This is a genomic window from Maribacter arenosus (genome assembly GCF_014610845.1).
GTDB classification, from domain to species: Bacteria; Bacteroidota; Bacteroidia; order Flavobacteriales; family Flavobacteriaceae; genus Maribacter_A; species Maribacter_A arenosus.
Genome location: NZ_JABTCG010000004.1, coordinates 277,077 through 294,549 on the forward strand (window position 1 = coordinate 277,077; position 17,473 = coordinate 294,549).

The window sequence follows — 17,473 nt, forward strand, 5'->3', positions numbered from 1 at the left end:
GATCCTTATAGATTTGCCGCAGTTTGCAACTGTTCCATTACCAGCGCATCGTATGCTTTATCACTCATGGAAGCCCTGGTTTCAATATTTTCTTTCGCCATATTTCCAACCGGATAGCGAGTTTCGGGATCTGCGGAATCCATAGCTTTTTCTATCACTTTTGCCACAACAATAGGATCACTCGATGCATCAGGGTTAAATGTATTAACAAGTCCGGCTAAAATTGTTTTTTTAAGTTCCGAATACGCACTGTTTTTACTCTCAGCCGCGTGAAGTAAGGTGTTTTCGGCAAGTTCACTTTTTACCATGCCTGGTTCAATGATGACTACTTTAATACCAAATTGTTTCACTTCAAGTCTCAATACATCACTCCAACCTTCCAGGGCCCATTTTGTAGCCCCATACCAGCCCATAAGTGGCATATAAATTTTTCCTCCCATAGAACTCATATTAAAGATGATGCCTGCTTTTTGCTTTCTCATTATGGGAAGTACAGCTTTGGTAACTTCAACTAAACCAAAAAGGTTTACTTCAAACTGTTGTTTTGCCATTTCATAACTGGTGTCTTCTATTGGGCCGTAAATGGAATAACCTGCATTGTTTATTAAAACATCAATTCTACCTTCTGTTTTAATGATGGATGAGATTACTTCTTTAACTTGTTGATGCTTGATTACATCCATTTCTTTAGCAACGCCACCTTTTTTAATGATATCGCCCATTTTGTCAACTCTCCTGGCCAAGCCATAAACTTTATGTCCTTTTTCTAATAGATAAAGAGCTGTTGCTTTACCAATACCGGAAGATGCGCCTGTGATAACTATAATTTTTGAATTGTTCATTTTGTGGTTTTTAATAAATTATAGGGCAAAATTCTAAAAACCAATACTTTCAGATGTATATATTTTAAGGGAAAGCGAATACTTTTTAAGGAAAGGTTGTCTATTTGGGTATAGAGTGGTGTTTGTGCTTGCAAATGGCATACAACATTAGGATAACATCAATGATGTTATCCCATGTATAGAACTAAGTTATAAATTAATTGATAAGTGATGGTTTATTTCAACTAAAAGGACCTGGACCAATGCTTTTTACCAAACACCCTTTTATGGCGTTGTTTTTTTATCTATTATTTGGGCAAATTCGGCTATTTTTTCGATATCGAGTTTATCCTGAAACGTATGTAGATCGGTAATGTATTCCATTCCCAAATATTCAGCCGATTTTTTAAAGGGAAGCCAAAAAGCATCTTTTAGATTATCGCCATTAGAACAACTAATAACGGCCATGTATTTATTCCGTAATTTTCGCCCCAACTTTTTTTCTATACGCAATAGGTCGGTCAGCCGATCAAAAAAGACCTTCATGATACCACTCATCGAATACCAATACACAGGCGTTGCAAAAATCAAGACATCATAATTGTCGGTTATTCTTTTTATTAGCTTAATGAAATCGTCATTTCTATTCAAATGCTTGTAATCAAAGTGCCCGATATCATAATCTTTCAGGTCGATCAAATCCCAATCGGATATTCGCATTAATTCGGTAACGACTTTTTTCGTTTCGCCATTTTTTCTCGCGCTTCCTAAAATTATGACTTTTCCCACTTCACATTGTTTTTAAAAAATGTCTTGCTCTAAAGTACTAAAACGGATCAATAGTTGAGTTTTGGTTTAATTTTTAACTGCTCATGTGGTTTATTCGTTAATCTATTAATTCAAACATTCCATCGACACGTTCTTGACCACTTGAAGGTGTTTGAAGAAAACGTAACGGCAGAAATCCCTTTTATACCTCAATTTTTTTCAACATTATGTGGTTAGTAATAATTTATCCGTAATATATATTCTGTAGATAATCATACCCGTTATAAAGTTTTGAAGAAATATTTCAACTAAGCTATAAGCAATGAACTCTAAAGGAAAAACGGAAACAAAAAGCGAAAGCGGTAAGAGTCCACCAAAAACAAATAGAATCATCCCAACTTCGTACATTTTGGTTCTGTTGTTTGGCAGGGCGAATAGTAAAAATGGGACTATTGAAAGTGTTATAAGAATTCCCCTAAATAAGATACTTTCAATTAGTTTAAAAGTAGACGGTATATCAAGACCACCAACCCCAGAATCATAGAAGGGCTTTGTAAACAAATTGTAATTTAGCCACCCCCAAGTATAATACATAATCATATAGACCAATCCACCCAAAAACAATTTAGGAATCAATTTCGAAATATTTGTTATCCTCTCCGAATGCCTAAAAGATGCTTGATTTATGCTATTTTTTCTTTTAAGCATAAATAAACTTATCATGGAATATACAAGGCTGATTAATAATTGTTGAATACTTAGCGTTAAGAAGACACTTTTTGTAATTAATTCTGGAGTAAATAACGTTCCTTCAATGGCAACAGATATATTCGATAAAAACAGTATAGAGAAAACCATAATAAAGAAATGCGATTTGCTTAGTTGAATATATCGAAGTGATACATATGTAATGAACAGTGAGCTAAGTAATCCTGCAAATAATAATTGTATAAATGAACTTCCCTCATCTATTTCCATTTCAGGAAAATCAAATCCAATTGAGATCATTATTCCCGATATTAATGTAACTGTTAAAGCATAAATTATGGTCAACAGTATAATTTTCAAAAGGTTAATTAGTATTTTTTTCATAATCTAAAAGTATTATACACGAGTTTTCGAATTTTCATTTCATCCTTAATAAATAGAGCGATATCTATTTTTAAAGGCGCGTATTGCTTTCATTAAATCATCTTTATTCTCTAAAAAAGGCATATGCCCAAGATCACTGCCCCATAGCAAGATATTGGGGAATGCCATTCTTTTATAATGTTCAGGTCCAATAGCCCAATCATTGGTGCCGTAGTAAAAAAGAACGGGTTGTTCAATTTTTGAAGTGAGCAAACTGAAATCTTTCCAGTAGTCGGAAACCTCCATCGCATTTTCACTATAATCGCTATTCCAACTATCAAAATTGCTGTATGTTTCATTAATTTTATCTTTATCTTCCTCAGAAGCGAAGAATAGCTTCCACATTACCCCTTTCTTCTGTAATATGGGCATAATGGCCAGCATTCTTTCATGCAATGATACCGATGTATCAAGACAGATAGCCGGTACCTCATCGCTCGCCAATTCAATAGCCTTTGGCAACCAACTCTTTCCAAAACTATCTTCATAGGATAGCGTGCAATTAATAAAAATCATACCAGAAATAGCCTTGGGATTATTTGTTGCATACCCCATTTGCAGAATGCCGCCAACGGAATGCCCCAGTGTTAACCATTGCTTTATCCCCATTGATTCACGAACCTCCTCAAAATCCTTGATTATTCTATCCATAGAATAATTTTTGTCTACCGGACTTGAGGATCTGCCAACACCGCGTTGATCCAGATAGATCATTTGAAAATGTTTTTCGAGAGAGTCACCCATGAATTTTTCCAGCCAATAGCCACCAGAGCCAGGCCCACCATGAATATACAAACATGCCGGGCCTTTGCCCCTTACGTTTATGTACAGTTCGACATTATCGGAAGTCAAAACAATCTTTTCCTGCGATTGGACATTTATTACCGCAAAAAACAAGCAGAAAAGAAGAATGCACTTTTTCATTTCCCCATTTATTATCGTTTTCATACGAATTATTTAGTGATTGATTTATTCTATTATATTTTCAAATGCATCCATACCAGTCTTTATCTTCATTTTCCAAACCCGCTTCCAATTTCTCAGGGGTATTTTGTAGCATTTCTTCGATGGCATCATCAAAAACATCTAGCCTAGGTGTCATTATAAATGGCAAACTATTTAACTGTTCTTTTGAAGTTACTTTAGCTGTATAATCAAGTGTTGGTTTCATTTTGTAAAAATTTCCTTATGATAAATAATGGAACAAGGCTGCAAGAAGAATGATAACATTCGGAATGACCCCATACTTTGCATCTTTCCAGACGGTGAAAATCAGACGGGTTGATAGTAGAACAGCGGTAAATGCAGTCCATGGCCAAAAAGCATTTTCTACTAGGAGGGCCTCACCTGTGTATGCGAACATTAAGAAAGTTATAAACCAAAATACCCCTTGGAGCTTTGATATATGAGTACTAAATTGTTCAATCTGGGTTAGTTTAAACGCTTTTGCGAAACCAAACAGGTGAATACTTCCGTGTATAAAGATCAGTATGGCAATTAGGACTTTCATTTTCACTATTTATTGAATTGGTACTTAACAATAGATTTTCGAATTAAAAAACTTTAGTAGCGACATAGTTTTAAATAGTTGCTGGTTACAATGCTATCATAGGTATCCCACTCAAAATCCATATATCATCTAAAAAGATTTAAGAATTCCAATACGAAGTGTAAAGTAGTCGAGGTTCATCTTTCTTACGACACTGTCATAGTCGGTATCCCTAGAGAGTGAATTGAACTTTACTCCGGGTGTCAGACTCCAGTTTGAACCTAATTTGATGTCGATTCCTCCAGCTGCCTGCCATCCGAAGCCATGTCCACTGTCATTAATTAGCTCACCGTCGACATCCTCAATTTCAATGTGATTATATAAACCGCCTCCCCTTAGGTAATAGGAAATAGCAGAATTACCTATCGCATCTTGGAATTGTAAACCGAATACATAACCTGTTTCTTCAAAGTTTACATTTTTACCAGCAAATGAATTTTCAGAAGTGAACTGGTTCCAGCCCAACCGCCATATAATCCTAAATGTGGGATAAAGCGATAATGGAAAATACCTTCATACCCGAAACCTAGCTTTAATTCTGCATCACTGAGTTTGTCGGTAGCGATAGATAAACCACTACTTAATTCAAAACCAAAGCGATTTTCGTTTTCTTGTGCGATACTACTTATCGAAAGCAGTACGCACATTGCTAGTACTATTAATTCACGAGACTTCATATTTATTCATTTTTAAAAGTTTATACAAACCTAATAGCAAGGCATAAGAATAACGTCTCACTAAAAAGTACAGTAGTTTCGTTTTCTAAAAATGAAGTCTCACTTTTTCATGAGACACTGTGAATGTAGAGGCTTGGGGATACACCTTCAAATTTTTTGAAGGCACGGTAGAAAGATGCTTTTGAATTGAAACCACAGTTATAGGCAATTCCAATAATGGAAAAGTGTTTGTTTTCTTCGTAAATACATTGTTTTTTGAACTCTTCTATCCGGTACTTGTTGATAAAATCGAAAAAAGTTTGATCCATATGCGAGTTTAGTATTTCGGAAAGGTATTCAGTTTTTACATTTAATAATTTACTAAGCTTTAATAGATTTAACTCAGGTTCTAAAAACGGTTTTTCTTCATTCATGAAGAGTTGTAATTTTTCAATAAAACCCCTTTCATCATTGTGGGCGTATTTTTTATTATTACGCAGAAGATGTTCCTTATTCGGAAATCCGATAAAAATGCTTTTTTGCTGCACACCAAAAAATCCGATTATCAAAACATAAACAGAAGCAAAACTGTAAGTAATAATCATTAAGGTTTTATAAGGTGCGATATGAAATATCATATCAAGATTGAAAAGAGCTACATTCACAAGGTAGATCGATAATGAGGCTATAGTAAGGATTCGCAACCATTTTAAATCAAAACTATCTGTTTTTGAGAAAAAATCATTCAATTTTCGCTGATATGTCTTAATCAGATTTAAGGCCCACAGGTTATAGGTAATTGTGGAAATCCCTATGCTCAGAATAGAAATTTTATAGAAAACCTGATCTGTGAAAAGTTCATTTTTTACAATAGTTATTTTTTCAATTTCAGGTAAGCTGATAAAGCGAATATAATGTATTACCAGAAAAATAATAAATGGCAAAAAATGTAATATATAAAAAGGCTTAAAAGTGAATTTTGGATTGCCTAATGATTTTATGTAAAACCATAATGCCGGCCCATGTAAAAACAATATGAGCCAATTTAGATTTATTGCTTGTGGGAAGGGGAAATCGTTTTGAATGTTATGTAATTCAATATATGCTAATAGAATGGTTAGGGCATACAATGCAATGATAATTCCCAAATACACGTCAGATTTGACCTTATCTTTTTTGTTAAATAGTAATAGAATTAGAAATAGTGCCTGAAATATCCCAATGATCAAAATGTAGTTCATTATTTTTCAGTTTTTCACCAGTCATTTTTCATGCGGGTATAAGGTCGAGGTATGATAACGAAATCCCATTTTTCTATCTAGAAAACACCCCTAATTTAAGCAAAATTTCAATCGCTTATATTAAATTAAGGGAACTAAACAAAGGTTTTTACTGGAGGTATGGTTGTGCAATATAGAACTTTGTTTTGCAAGCCTATTTATTTCAGACGCACTTAAAAATCAATACGATTTTGGGTATTAATTTCCATGCTGTTGGTTAATTAATTCCAATCTTTTAACTATGGAATTCTTTGTCAGAATAGTCCCGGGAGATAAAACGCCATTTGCACCAATTCTAGAATTATCACCGACCAAGGCCCCGAATTTTTCCACTCCGGTATCTATTAATTCATCCTTATATCTAACCCAGATCCTTTTATCCACTCTTTCGTTGTAATGGTTGGCCGCAATTGAACCTGCCTCAAAATTCACATGCTGCCCTATTATACTGTTACCGATATAGTTTAAATGGGCAATTGCAGTCCTAGAGCAAATAATGCTGCTTTTTATTTCAGAACTGGGTCCAATTTTAACGGATTTGTCTAAAAACACACCTTCCCGAAAATTTGCGTTCGCTCCGATATAGCAATTTTCCATGGCAATAAACGGAGGTTTAATGGTAACTCCCTTTTCGATGACCGTAGATTTATGAATGGCGATGCCATCGCAAATTTTGAAGTTATCGTCAAGATTCGGGAGTATTCCCACAAGAATTTCCTTTAAGTTGGTTGTCAGTTCCCAAGGGGAGGAATTTTTATCCACTTTTAAATGTGCTGAAATATTTGAAATGAAATCACCAATATCCATTTTTTTATAGCTTTTTATTCCTTTGTAATCTGGGGTTTAGTCGATTCCTGGAATCATTGATAAATGGGATACAACAAATGTATAGTAACTGTAACCTATTTTTCTGTTTAGGAATCGCCTCTAAATTAGTTAAAATATGAACACTCAATTTGGGCCCTTGTTCAATAAGCCAATATTGTTTATCTGAATGTTATAATCTAGATCCTTGGATTCACGGATGCCTTATTTAGCACAGGGCTTCGAGGGACGTGTGTATGGGTATGGATTATGAAATTAATGTTGTACGAGCGCTTTGTACACCACTAATCAATGCACATATACAAGCGGATTTAACACTGGAGCGAAGCGTTAAAAAAAGGTTCAAGAAGCGTATAAATCGTACAGGCTGCCCAAAGCAGCTTGCACGATCTTAAATTACCGGATGTAGGTTTATGGGAAGTCGGTATGCGACATGACTTCCTCTATTTGCTGTATATGCCTTTCGGTATGACCACTCATGAATAATAGAATTTGTACCCCATCGATCGTTCCAAATGGCAATTGTCCATAATGGTTTCTAAGATCGTCCTTGGTAGTTCTGATATACGCTATATGTTCGGCACGTTTTGTCATAAAGGCTACCAAGGCATTGGCATAGGAGCCAAATTTACCTGAAGGTTCAAAAGCCTTCCCTGTTTTAACCTTTTTGTCGCGACTTGAGATGATCCCCAATAAATCGTTGTCGGATATTTTTACGGAATCGCGCATTGAAGGATCTGCAGGGGTTTTCAATGCACCTTGAAGCATTCCTCCGATCATTTCCTCAGAAATAGCCAGATGTTCCACGCATTCAGCGATAGACCAGGATTCAGGTGAACTTTTAAAATTGAGTTGGGCCTCGCTAAGCCCTTTCACAACCGTTAATAAATGTTCTTTTGAGTCGCGCATATGATTTGCCGCGAATTCCCTTTCTTCATCGGTCAGCCCTTTGTTTACGACACCAAAACCAACAATTGCTAAGACTACAATAGGCAAAATAAACTTTTTCATTTTCGAAAGATTTAAATTGATATTTTTTTATGGTTGTTTCACATACCTTAGTACGTACAAGTTACATGAAATTTACACTTAAAATGGGATATTTTGTAATCGACCCTATAACGCACTGGAGGTATTATAATTAAAGTCTATAATTTAATAATAATTATAGATATAAATCTAAAACAAGACCTTTTGTATTTTGTATCTTTAAAGGAATAAGTCTAACCGTTTATTGCACATTCGCAAAGCTTAAAAAAAATTAATTATGGATACTAACAAACAAAATTCGTCCCCCAATGAGAATGGAATAGGTGGAAAATGCCCATTTCACCAAGGGGGAAACACAGTAACCGGAACATCGGTAATGGATTGGTGGCCAAACGCACTCAATTTGGATATTTTGCATCAGCATGATACCAAAACAAATCCTTTAGGAAAGGATTTTGATTATCACGAAGAGTTGAAGAAATTGGATGTAGCGGCACTAAAGAAAGATTTACATGAATTGATGACCCATAGCCAAGATTGGTGGCCGGCAGATTGGGGACACTACGGTGGACTTATGATCCGTATGTCTTGGCATGCTGCTGGAACCTATAGAATATCGGATGGTCGAGGGGGCGGAGGAACAGGAAACCTTCGTTTTGCACCACTGAATTCCTGGCCAGACAATGTTAGTTTGGATAAAGCGAGACGTTTACTTTGGCCTATCAAAAAGAAATATGGCAATAAAGTGAGCTGGGCAGATTTGATTATCCTGGCGGGTACCATTGCTTATGAAAGTATGGGACTTAAAACCTTTGGTTTTTCATTTGGGCGCAAAGATATTTGGCACCCGGAGAAAGACGTGTACTGGGGTGCAGAAAAAGAATGGTTGGCACCTAGTGATGAACGCTATGATGATGTTGATAGTCCAGAGACTATGGAAAATCCATTGGCTGCCGTACAGATGGGACTTATTTATGTAAACCCAGAAGGGGTAAACGGCAAGCCGGATCCATTAAAGACCGCAGCTCAGGTACGTGAAACTTTCGCGCGTATGGCCATGAACGATGAAGAAACAGCGGCATTGACTGCAGGTGGGCATACGGTTGGTAAAACCCACGGCAATGGAGATGCTTCGATCTTAGGCCCAGAGCCAGAAGCCGCGCCAGTAGAAGCTCAGGGCATGGGATGGGCTAATCCACATAAAACAGGAGTAGGGCGCTACACCGTAACTTCTGGTTTGGAAGGTGCTTGGACAACGCATCCCACAAAATGGGATGGGGGTTACTTTGAAATGCTATTTAATCACGATTGGGAACTCCGTAAGAGTCCGGCTGGGGCTTGGCAGTGGGAACCTGTAAATATTAAGGAAGAGGATAGACCTGTAGATGTGGAAGATCCAGCCATCCGTCAAAACCCAATTATGACAGATGCGGATATGGCTATGAAAATGGATCCGATCTACAAGAAAATCTGCTTAAAGTTTATGGAAGACCAAGACTATTTCTCAGATACTTTTGCTAGGGCTTGGTTTAAACTTACACATAGGGACATGGGACCTAAATCCCGTTATATTGGTCCAGATGCACCTCAAGAAGATTTAATCTGGCAAGACCCGGTTCCTGCAGGAAAAACGGGTTATGATGTAGAGGCTGTAAAGGCAAAGATTAGAGCAACCGGTTTGTCTATTTCAGATATGGTGGCCACCGCTTGGGATAGCACTAGAACCTTCCGAGGTTCAGATATGCGTGGTGGGGCAAACGGAGCAAGGATAAGACTGGCCCCTCAAAAAGATTGGGCAGGTAATGAACCTAAGCGTTTGGCACGTGTTTTATCCGTTCTGGAACCCATTGCGGCGGAATTTGGCATAAGCGTGGCAGATACTATTGTTTTGGCAGGAAATTTAGGAGTAGAGCAAGCGGCTAAGGAAGCTGGCTTTAATATCAAAGTTCCTTTTAGTACTGGTCGTGGCGATGCTACAGATGAAATGACCGATACCGATTCTTTTGCCCCACTTGAGCCATTGGCAGATGGGTATCGCAATTGGATGAAAAAGGACTACGTCGTTAGTCCAGAAGAAATGATGTTAGACCGTACACAATTAATGGGACTTACAGCCCCGGAAATGACCGTTTTGGTTGGCGGAATGCGTGTTATGGGAACCAATCACGGGGGCACAAAACACGGTGTGTTTACCGATAATGAGGGTGCGCTGACCAATGATTTCTTCGTAAACCTCACTGATATGGGCAATGTTTGGAAACCCACGAACAAAAACCTCTATGAGATCAGGGATAGAAAAACAGGGGATTTAAAATGGACTGCTACCCGTATGGACTTGGTCTTTGGTTCAAATTCTATTTTGAGAGCCTATGCCGAGGTATATGCACAAGATGATAATAAAGAAAAATTTGTTAAGGATTTTGTAGCAGCCTGGAATAAGGTTATGGATCTGGATCGTTTTGATTTGGGTTGATTTCAACGTATTGGATCGACTGCTAAATTAAAATACCAGTTAACATTGCAAACCGTTACATCTGAAATGAAAAGATGTGACGGTTTTTTCATACATTTATTATGACCATTGGAAAACACTATGAACGAATTCTTTTTTAGCGAAATTAGAAATGGTGATTTTAAGGCTGTAAAGGCCATGTTAGAGAAGAATCCTATGCTTGTGAATAGTAAGGATGATCGAGGTTCTACACCATTGATTATGGCTACGTACTACGATGAGCAGGAAATTACCGACCTCTTGTTGGCAAAAGGAGCGAAAATCGATGCAAAGGACGCATCGGGTAATACGGCCTTGTTGGGGGTTTGTTTTAAAGGATATACCGATGTAGCTAAAAAATTGATAGCTAAGGGGGCAAATATCAATGAGCAAAATGCAGTGGGGGCCACCTGCCTTATCTATGCAGCAACTTTTGGCAAGGTCGATGTTGCTAAGGTACTAATAGAGCATGGTGCCGATGTCTCTCTTAAGGATGCTCGGGGTCTTACCGCATTGGACCATGCAAAAAGCGGGGGTGACCCAACCCTCATCCAATTACTGGAAAATATGTAATATTGGTCAATGAAAGATAACCAGGATCTTGAATTGATCAAACGTATTAAAGCATTGGCAGACACTGGTCTGGTATATGCCGATGATGAGTATCATAGGGAACGTTATGAAGAACTCCGGGAGATAAGCCTGCAACTACTGTCCCACATGTCTAGTCAACCGCTTCGGGTACTCCATGATTTTTTTATGCCCGAAAAGGATTATCCCACGGTAAAAGTCGATGTTAGGGGTTTTGTTTTAAACAGTGCCAATGAAATTCTTATTGCCAAGGAACAGGTAGATGGTAAATGGACCATTCCAGGAGGTTGGGCCGATATTGGATATACCCCATCAGAGGTGGTCGTCAAGGAGATTGAGGAAGAAACTGGACTTAGATGTTCCGTAGATCGATTATTGGCGGTCTATGACAAACGTATGCATGCGCACCCACCACAGCCATTCTATATTTATAAATTGGTATTTTTATGTACGATACAAGGAGGAAAACTTGAACATGGTTTTGACATGGATGGGGCCTCATTTTTCAAGCTCGACAACTTACCTGAAATATCTATAGACCGCATATTGGAGTCGCAATTATATCAGCTTTACAAAATGGTAATTGAGGGTAATATGAACGTTTATTTTGATTGATCCATGAAACAACAAGAACTGAATATTGCTATAGTACAGACCAGTTTGGTTTGGGAAAATCCGGAGCGCAATAGGGAGAATTTCTCTAAAAAATTCAAATCGCTTTCTGAGAAAGTGGATCTTATAATATTACCTGAAATGTTCACTACCGGGTTTACCATGTCACCCGGGAACATCAAGTATGAAGAAGGCCAAAAAACCTTGGATTGGATGCTTATGGAAGCAAAAAATCAAAATGCGGCAATAGTTGGGAGCATTCTTTTTTTTGAGAATGGGCACTTTTTTAACCGTTTGTTTTTTGTTGAAGCCAATGGCACCATCTCAAAGTATGATAAGCGCCATACATTTACCTTGGCCGGGGAAGACCGGGTATATAAGGCTGGAACCGAATCTTTGATCATCGATTACAAAGGGTTCCGGATCAATCCCATGATCTGCTATGACCTGCGATTCCCTGTATGGGCCAGAAACACCCAAAATTATGATGTATTGATCTATGTCGCCAATTGGCCCAAGCCAAGAATAAGGGCTTGGGATATTTTATTAAAAGCACGCGCCATTGAGAATATGTCCTATGCCATTGGTGTTAACCGCTGTGGGACGGATGAGGCGGGTTTTGTGTATTCAGGGCATTCAGCCGTTTATGACTGCCTTGGGGAACAGATGGTATTTGCCACAGAAGAAACCATATGCTTTACTACGCTTAATAAAAACCATATTGACACCACAAGGGATAAACTCAAATTTCTCGAAGATCGGGATGAATTCACTTTGAAATTATAAACGTCTCGTTCTTTTCCCAATTGGCCCTGATCTCAATGACATCGGGATAATAGCTCACCTTTTCAGGCTGAATGCGTTTTAAGTAGTTTCCGGTATCCCAAATACCGTTTCCATTGGCATCAAAGATTACACGCACAAGGTAATTTGTAGGTTCTATATAGTTAAACTCCATTAATTTGGGTTCTTCGGCATACAGTTCTTGTTTTATTTCCCCTTTTTCCGAGGTCAATTGAACAATCAAAGGATAGTCCTCTAAACTTGCGATAATGTTCATTGTCAGGTTGCCATAATCCGCATATTCCTTGGTTCGCAATCGTATATTCATCGTGTCGTTTTGGCTTCCAAAGAAATCGGTGACCGCACCCGGCATCAGTTCCAATTCATAGTTTTCTATGGCCTGCCTTTCAAAGTCAAAATCTATCTTACTCCTGATACTATCTAGCACAACGGTGAAATCAATGGCAAGGGAATCCTTATTCATCAAGCTGATTTTACTGGTATCAAGAGCCGTTAATGGTGTATTGGCCTGTATATTGAATGGGGTGTTGAAACCCAAGTTTCCACTTTGGTTGGCTTTTAGGTTCAATGAATCTATACCTACTTTTCTGTTCTTAACCGTAAAGGTATCAATGGCTTGGAGGGCGTCATTTCTAACGGTAAAAATTAGGGAATCCATTTCAAAAGGTGTAAACCAAAAATTCAATGTATCCTTATCACGTTCTTTGGTAATCGTGGTTTTAACCGTATCGGGTACAGCACTTAAAAGCGTTATATCCAAATCCTTTCCATCGCCATAATAACCAAATATGATCTTATTGCGGGCCGTTAGACTGGGAACTGATATTTTGTAATCGGGAATTTCCTTGAACAAGGTCAAAAGGAACGTCGAATCGGTAGGTATTGCAACAGTATCGGCGATAAACCCGATTTTATCCATATTTTGGTTGAACATATTGTTTTTGTTCTCATCTTTTAATGCGAACATGGCATATTTCCCTTCCTTAAGGTTGGGCAGGGTAAAGATCACGGCACTGTCTAACGTATTGGTGATATAATTTGGGGGTTTCCTGTATATGGTCGAATCGGTGTAGGCTGAATCGATTTCATATAGCATCACACTGACGAATTCATCCGCTTTACGATTGTAGGCATCTTTTATCGCACCTTGAACTTGCAACGAATCTATATAACTTCCCGTTGAGAATACATAGGTTAGAAAGCGATAGGCGTTGCCTTCGTTATTATCCACGATACTTTGTCCAAAATTTAGGGTATACGTGGTATTTTCAAGAAGTGTATCCTTGATGGTGATTTCGATGAATTTGTTCGCGCCACCCTGGGGTGTTATATTCGGCATATACTTGAGGGGCGGTGATACAATTAGTTGTTCCTGGACATCCTCCAGTTTTACCAATTCATCAAAATACAGCCTTATCGTTTTCGCGTTGAAATTGATGGTCATGTTCTCGGGCTCCGCTTTCAACAATACAGGGGGGGTAACATCCTTAGGTCCTCCTGTAGGTCTTCCACGTCTTGCACATTGCATTAGGGCTGCGGTGATCAAAAAGAGGAAAATGTAAGCGAAAATACGTTTGAACATAAATTTACCGATCTATGGGGCAAAGTAACACATAATTTGGAACTTGCCTTCAAGAATTAACATTGCATAAGGGTTGGCAGTGGCGTTTAAAGGTCATTGTGTTAAAGGTACTACTGCCATACTCGTAATATAGAGGGTTATTCCTTTTGCCCCGTTCAAGGTTTTGGCACAGATTTCCATCGTAGCGCCCGTCGTGATGACATCATCGACCAAGAGTATATTCTTATTTTCCAACAGCTTCGGGTACTTAAGTAGGTACAGGGCCTTATTATTTTGCCAACGTCCAATTCTACTTTTCTTAGTCTGGGTTTTGGTATTGGCTGTCTTGATCAAGGCGTCCTCAAGAAATTCGGCATTTAAATGATTTGCCAAGCGCCTTCCAAAGGCCGAAACTTGATTATATCCCCGTTTTCTCAATTTTTTTCGATGTAGGGGCACGGGAATTACGTAATCTATAGTTGCCAAGAAATTGTTCCCTGCAATAATTTGGCCATGCCAATCACCCAAAAACGTGCCGATTTGCTCTTGATTTTTATACTTTAAATGATGGATAAGGTTTTTTACAATACCTTTTTCGATGAAAAAAAGGAAAGAATTCGCTTTTTTGATGTTAATTCTACCATAAAAAATACGGTCAACAGCATTTTCAACGTTAAAATCATATTCGGTGAGTGGTAACTGGTTTCGACAAACGGTACACAAGTGATACTCTCCTCTATTTAATCGTGCATTACATCCAAAACACACCCTAGGTAGCAGGACCGAGTTGATATCATTTAGTATCTTTGATAGATTGGAATACACGAATCTTACAATTAATAACCTACTTAAAGCCGACTTGGATTAATGGACGGACAAGATAATAAATTCAACTACAAGATTATTCTTGCTGCTTTGGTTGCTGTAATCATAGGTATACTGATCGCATTTTACTATAGTTATGCCCAATCTGAAAATCAAATTAGTTTTTTAGAGCAAGAAAAAGAGATTTTAGTGAAAGACCTTACTTTAATGAAGGCTGATGTTGACAGACTTACCGCTTTGAACGAGGTAAATGAAATAGAGATCCAAGGGGCTCGATATGAAGTACAACAGCTTTTGGATTCTGTAGGTAGGCTCACCTTTACCATAGAAAAATTACGCGAATTCAAATCCGAACTGCGAAGACTTGAGGCCAAGAACGATAGTCTTAAGCTTAAGAATAATTTCCTCAGGTACAACAATATGCTTCTTACCAATAAGGTTGAGGAAACCCAAGCACAGATGGAAGCCTTGAGACAGGCAAGTAATTCGATAGCGCAAGCGGAAGCCTTACAGCGCCAAAAGATCTTGGAACTGAACAAGGAGCTTAAAATAAAAAGTTATTTAGAACTCAGGGATACCGAAGGCACTAGTTTTAGGTTACGGGGAGGTAAACCCCTAAGGACGAACAAAGCCTCTACCGTAGAAAAGTTAAGAGGTTGTGTTACCATAAAGGCAGATCTTACGATGATCAACAAAAAGAAAATTTTATATTTCCAGTTCTTGGGGCCGAATATGGGAGTTATCGAGGATAATGCCAATACTATTTTGGTGAATGGGAATGTCTACAGCAAAAGGTTAGAGTTTGACTTTATGGGTGATGAGATGCAGCTATGTGAAGCCATTACCATACCAGAGGGTTCCTTGCAACCCGGAAGTTATACCCTTAATGTCTTTGAGGACGAAAGATTATTGGACTCTGCAGAATTTCAGTTAAAATAACATCAGGCTTTTGTTGGAATATTCTATTTTTGCCCAATGGCAAATCAAGAAGACGATTTTAAAAGAGTAATTTCACATGCAAAGGAATATGGATATGTTTTCCAATCCAGTGAAATTTATGACGGATTAAGCGCCGTATACGATTATGCGCAGAACGGTGCGGAACTCAAAAAGAATATTAGGGAATACTGGTGGAAAGCCATGGTACAGCTCAATGAAAACATCGTTGGGATAGATGCTGCCATTTTTATGCATCCCACTACCTGGAAGGCCTCTGGTCATGTCGATGCCTTTAATGATCCTTTGATAGACAATAAGGATTCTAAAAAAAGATACCGGGCCGATGTTTTGGTCGAGGATTATGTGGCCAAAATAGAAGCGAAGATAGAAAAGGAAGTGGCCAAGGCCGCTAAACGCTTCGGGACTGCTTTTGACCAGGATCAATTCTTGGCAACCAATGAGCGCGTGGTCGAATATCAAGGAAAGGCAGATGAAATTCTAAAGAGATTGGGAAGGTCATTGGAAAATGAGGACTTGGCCGATGTAAAAGACCTTATCGAAGAGTTGGATATTGCATGCCCTATGTCGGGCTCAAAGAATTGGACCGAAGTAAAACAGTTCAACCTAATGTTCGGGACTAAATTAGGGGCTAGTGCGGAAAGTGCGATGGACCTCTATTTACGACCAGAAACCGCCCAAGGTATTTTTGTGAACTTCTTGAATGTACAGAAAACAGGCCGTTTGAAAATTCCGTTTGGAATAGCACAAACGGGAAAGGCCTTTCGAAATGAAATCGTTGCCCGACAGTTCATCTTTCGTATGCGCGAATTTGAACAAATGGAAATGCAATTTTTCATTCGTCCCGGTTCACAGCAAGAGTGGTATGAAAAGTGGAAAGATAATAGAATGAAATGGCATTTGTCATTAGGCATGGGAAAAGAGAACTACCGGTTTCATGACCATGAAAAATTGGCCCATTATGCAGATGCAGCGGCCGATATCGAATTCAGGTTCCCTTTCGGGTTCAAAGAGCTGGAAGGGATACACTCCCGAACCGATTTTGATTTAAGCCAGCACGAAAAATATTCGAATAAGAAACTACAATATTTTGACCCGGAACTTAAGGAAAATTATGTGCCTTATGTTGTGGAAACTTCCATTGGATTGGATCGTATGTTCTTGGCCGTATTTTCCCATTCCCTACGGGAAGAGGAGCTCGACAATGATACCACACGAACAGTATTGAAATTACCCGCAGTTTTGGCGCCTACAAAAGCGGCTGTCTTGCCTTTGGTCAAGAAAGATGGACTACCGGAAGTAGCCCATAAGATCATCGAAGATTTAAAATGGGATTTCAATGTTGTCTATGACGAAAAAGATGCGGTCGGCCGTCGATATCGAAGACAAGATGCTGCCGGCACTCCATTTTGTATTACGGTAGATCACCAGTCATTAGAAGATGAAACCGTCACCATTCGCCATCGCGATAGCATGGAACAGCAAAGGGTTGCCATTACCGACCTTAAAAGTATTATTCACAAAGAAGTGGATATGAAGACTTGGTTGCACCGTATAGTGTAAATTATACAGAGAAATTAAAGTTTAAAAGGTGACCTGAAAATGCTCAGGT

General features: G+C 38.4%; 19 protein-coding genes. 6 read left to right on the top strand and 13 right to left on the bottom strand.

Features of this window, described 5'->3' with window-relative positions; translation table 11 throughout:
- Positions 1-5: 5 nt before the first annotated feature.
- From HPE63_RS12130 to HPE63_RS12180, 11 genes are all read right to left on the bottom strand, one after another.
- Positions 6-842 carry an oxidoreductase gene (locus HPE63_RS12130; RefSeq protein WP_188314541.1) on the bottom strand — a complete coding sequence of 279 codons (837 nt, stop codon included), beginning with the start codon at positions 840-842 and terminating at the stop codon, positions 6-8.
- Positions 843-1,106: 264 nt separating this feature from the next.
- A complete protein-coding gene (locus HPE63_RS12135; protein ID WP_188314542.1) occupies positions 1,107-1,610 on the bottom strand; it encodes a flavodoxin family protein in 504 nt (167 codons plus the stop codon).
- 204 nt (positions 1,611-1,814) lie between these two features.
- Positions 1,815-2,681 carry a hypothetical protein gene (locus HPE63_RS12140; RefSeq protein ID WP_188314543.1) on the bottom strand — a complete coding sequence of 289 codons (867 nt, stop codon included), beginning with the start codon at positions 2,679-2,681 and terminating at the stop codon, positions 1,815-1,817.
- A 45-nt stretch (positions 2,682-2,726) separates the two neighbouring features.
- Complete coding sequence (locus HPE63_RS12145; RefSeq protein ID WP_188314544.1) at positions 2,727-3,668, bottom strand: alpha/beta fold hydrolase; 942 nt, start codon at positions 3,666-3,668, stop codon at positions 2,727-2,729.
- A gap of 37 nt (positions 3,669-3,705) precedes the next feature.
- Positions 3,706-3,891 carry a hypothetical protein gene (locus HPE63_RS12150; RefSeq protein WP_188314545.1) on the bottom strand — a complete coding sequence of 62 codons (186 nt, stop codon included), beginning with the start codon at positions 3,889-3,891 and terminating at the stop codon, positions 3,706-3,708.
- Positions 3,892-3,906: 15 nt separating this feature from the next.
- On the bottom strand, positions 3,907-4,230 hold the full coding sequence (locus HPE63_RS12155; RefSeq protein WP_188314546.1) for a hypothetical protein: 324 nt from the start codon (positions 4,228-4,230) through the stop codon (positions 3,907-3,909).
- Between the two features lie 129 nt (positions 4,231-4,359).
- Entirely contained in the window at positions 4,360-4,734 is a 375-nt protein-coding gene (locus HPE63_RS12160) for an outer membrane protein (RefSeq protein ID WP_188314547.1), read from the bottom strand.
- Positions 4,683-4,946, bottom strand: a complete 264-nt coding sequence (locus HPE63_RS12165; RefSeq protein ID WP_188314548.1) for a porin family protein — start codon at positions 4,944-4,946, stop codon at positions 4,683-4,685. Before HPE63_RS12165 ends, HPE63_RS12160 begins: the two co-directional genes overlap by 52 nt.
- Positions 4,947-5,053: 107 nt before the next feature.
- Positions 5,054-6,166, bottom strand: coding sequence for a helix-turn-helix domain-containing protein (locus tag HPE63_RS12170; RefSeq protein WP_188314549.1), 1,113 nt, complete (start codon positions 6,164-6,166; stop codon positions 5,054-5,056).
- 237 nt (positions 6,167-6,403) lie between these two features.
- Complete coding sequence (locus HPE63_RS12175) at positions 6,404-7,012, bottom strand: LbetaH domain-containing protein (RefSeq protein ID WP_188314550.1); 609 nt, start codon at positions 7,010-7,012, stop codon at positions 6,404-6,406.
- Positions 7,013-7,441: 429 nt separating this feature from the next.
- A complete protein-coding gene (locus HPE63_RS12180; RefSeq protein WP_188314551.1) occupies positions 7,442-8,041 on the bottom strand; it encodes a DinB family protein in 600 nt (199 codons plus the stop codon).
- 256 nt (positions 8,042-8,297) lie between these two features.
- Here HPE63_RS12180 and katG point away from each other — a divergent pair, with 256 nt between their 5' ends.
- The 4 genes from katG to HPE63_RS12200 all read left to right on the top strand — a co-directional run bounded on the left by katG (position 8,298) and on the right by HPE63_RS12200 (position 12,500).
- A complete protein-coding gene (gene katG, locus HPE63_RS12185) occupies positions 8,298-10,493 on the top strand; it encodes a catalase/peroxidase HPI (protein WP_188314552.1) in 2,196 nt (731 codons plus the stop codon).
- Positions 10,494-10,613: 120 nt separating this feature from the next.
- Positions 10,614-11,084, top strand: coding sequence for an ankyrin repeat domain-containing protein (locus tag HPE63_RS12190; protein WP_188314553.1), 471 nt, complete (start codon positions 10,614-10,616; stop codon positions 11,082-11,084).
- A 9-nt stretch (positions 11,085-11,093) separates the two neighbouring features.
- On the top strand, positions 11,094-11,717 hold the full coding sequence (locus tag HPE63_RS12195) for an NUDIX hydrolase (protein WP_188314554.1): 624 nt from the start codon (positions 11,094-11,096) through the stop codon (positions 11,715-11,717).
- Positions 11,718-11,720: 3 nt separating this feature from the next.
- Positions 11,721-12,500 carry a nitrilase family protein gene (locus tag HPE63_RS12200; RefSeq protein WP_188314555.1) on the top strand — a complete coding sequence of 260 codons (780 nt, stop codon included), beginning with the start codon at positions 11,721-11,723 and terminating at the stop codon, positions 12,498-12,500.
- Here HPE63_RS12200 and HPE63_RS12205 read toward each other — a convergent pair.
- Positions 12,484-14,100 carry an Ig-like domain-containing protein gene (locus HPE63_RS12205; RefSeq protein ID WP_188314556.1) on the bottom strand — a complete coding sequence of 539 codons (1,617 nt, stop codon included), beginning with the start codon at positions 14,098-14,100 and terminating at the stop codon, positions 12,484-12,486. The genes HPE63_RS12200 and HPE63_RS12205 overlap by 17 nt on opposite strands.
- A 93-nt stretch (positions 14,101-14,193) precedes the next feature.
- Entirely contained in the window at positions 14,194-14,904 is a 711-nt protein-coding gene (locus HPE63_RS12210; RefSeq protein ID WP_317172915.1) for a ComF family protein, read from the bottom strand.
- A gap of 42 nt (positions 14,905-14,946) precedes the next feature.
- On the opposite strand from HPE63_RS12210, the gene HPE63_RS12215 reads away from it, so the two are divergent.
- Together HPE63_RS12215 and HPE63_RS12220 are read left to right on the top strand one after the other, a co-directional pair.
- Positions 14,947-15,843, top strand: coding sequence for a hypothetical protein (locus tag HPE63_RS12215; protein WP_188314557.1), 897 nt, complete (start codon positions 14,947-14,949; stop codon positions 15,841-15,843).
- Positions 15,844-15,879: 36 nt separating this feature from the next.
- Positions 15,880-17,424, top strand: a complete 1,545-nt coding sequence (locus tag HPE63_RS12220) for a glycine--tRNA ligase (RefSeq protein ID WP_188314558.1) — start codon at positions 15,880-15,882, stop codon at positions 17,422-17,424.
- Positions 17,425-17,473 lie beyond the last annotated feature (49 nt).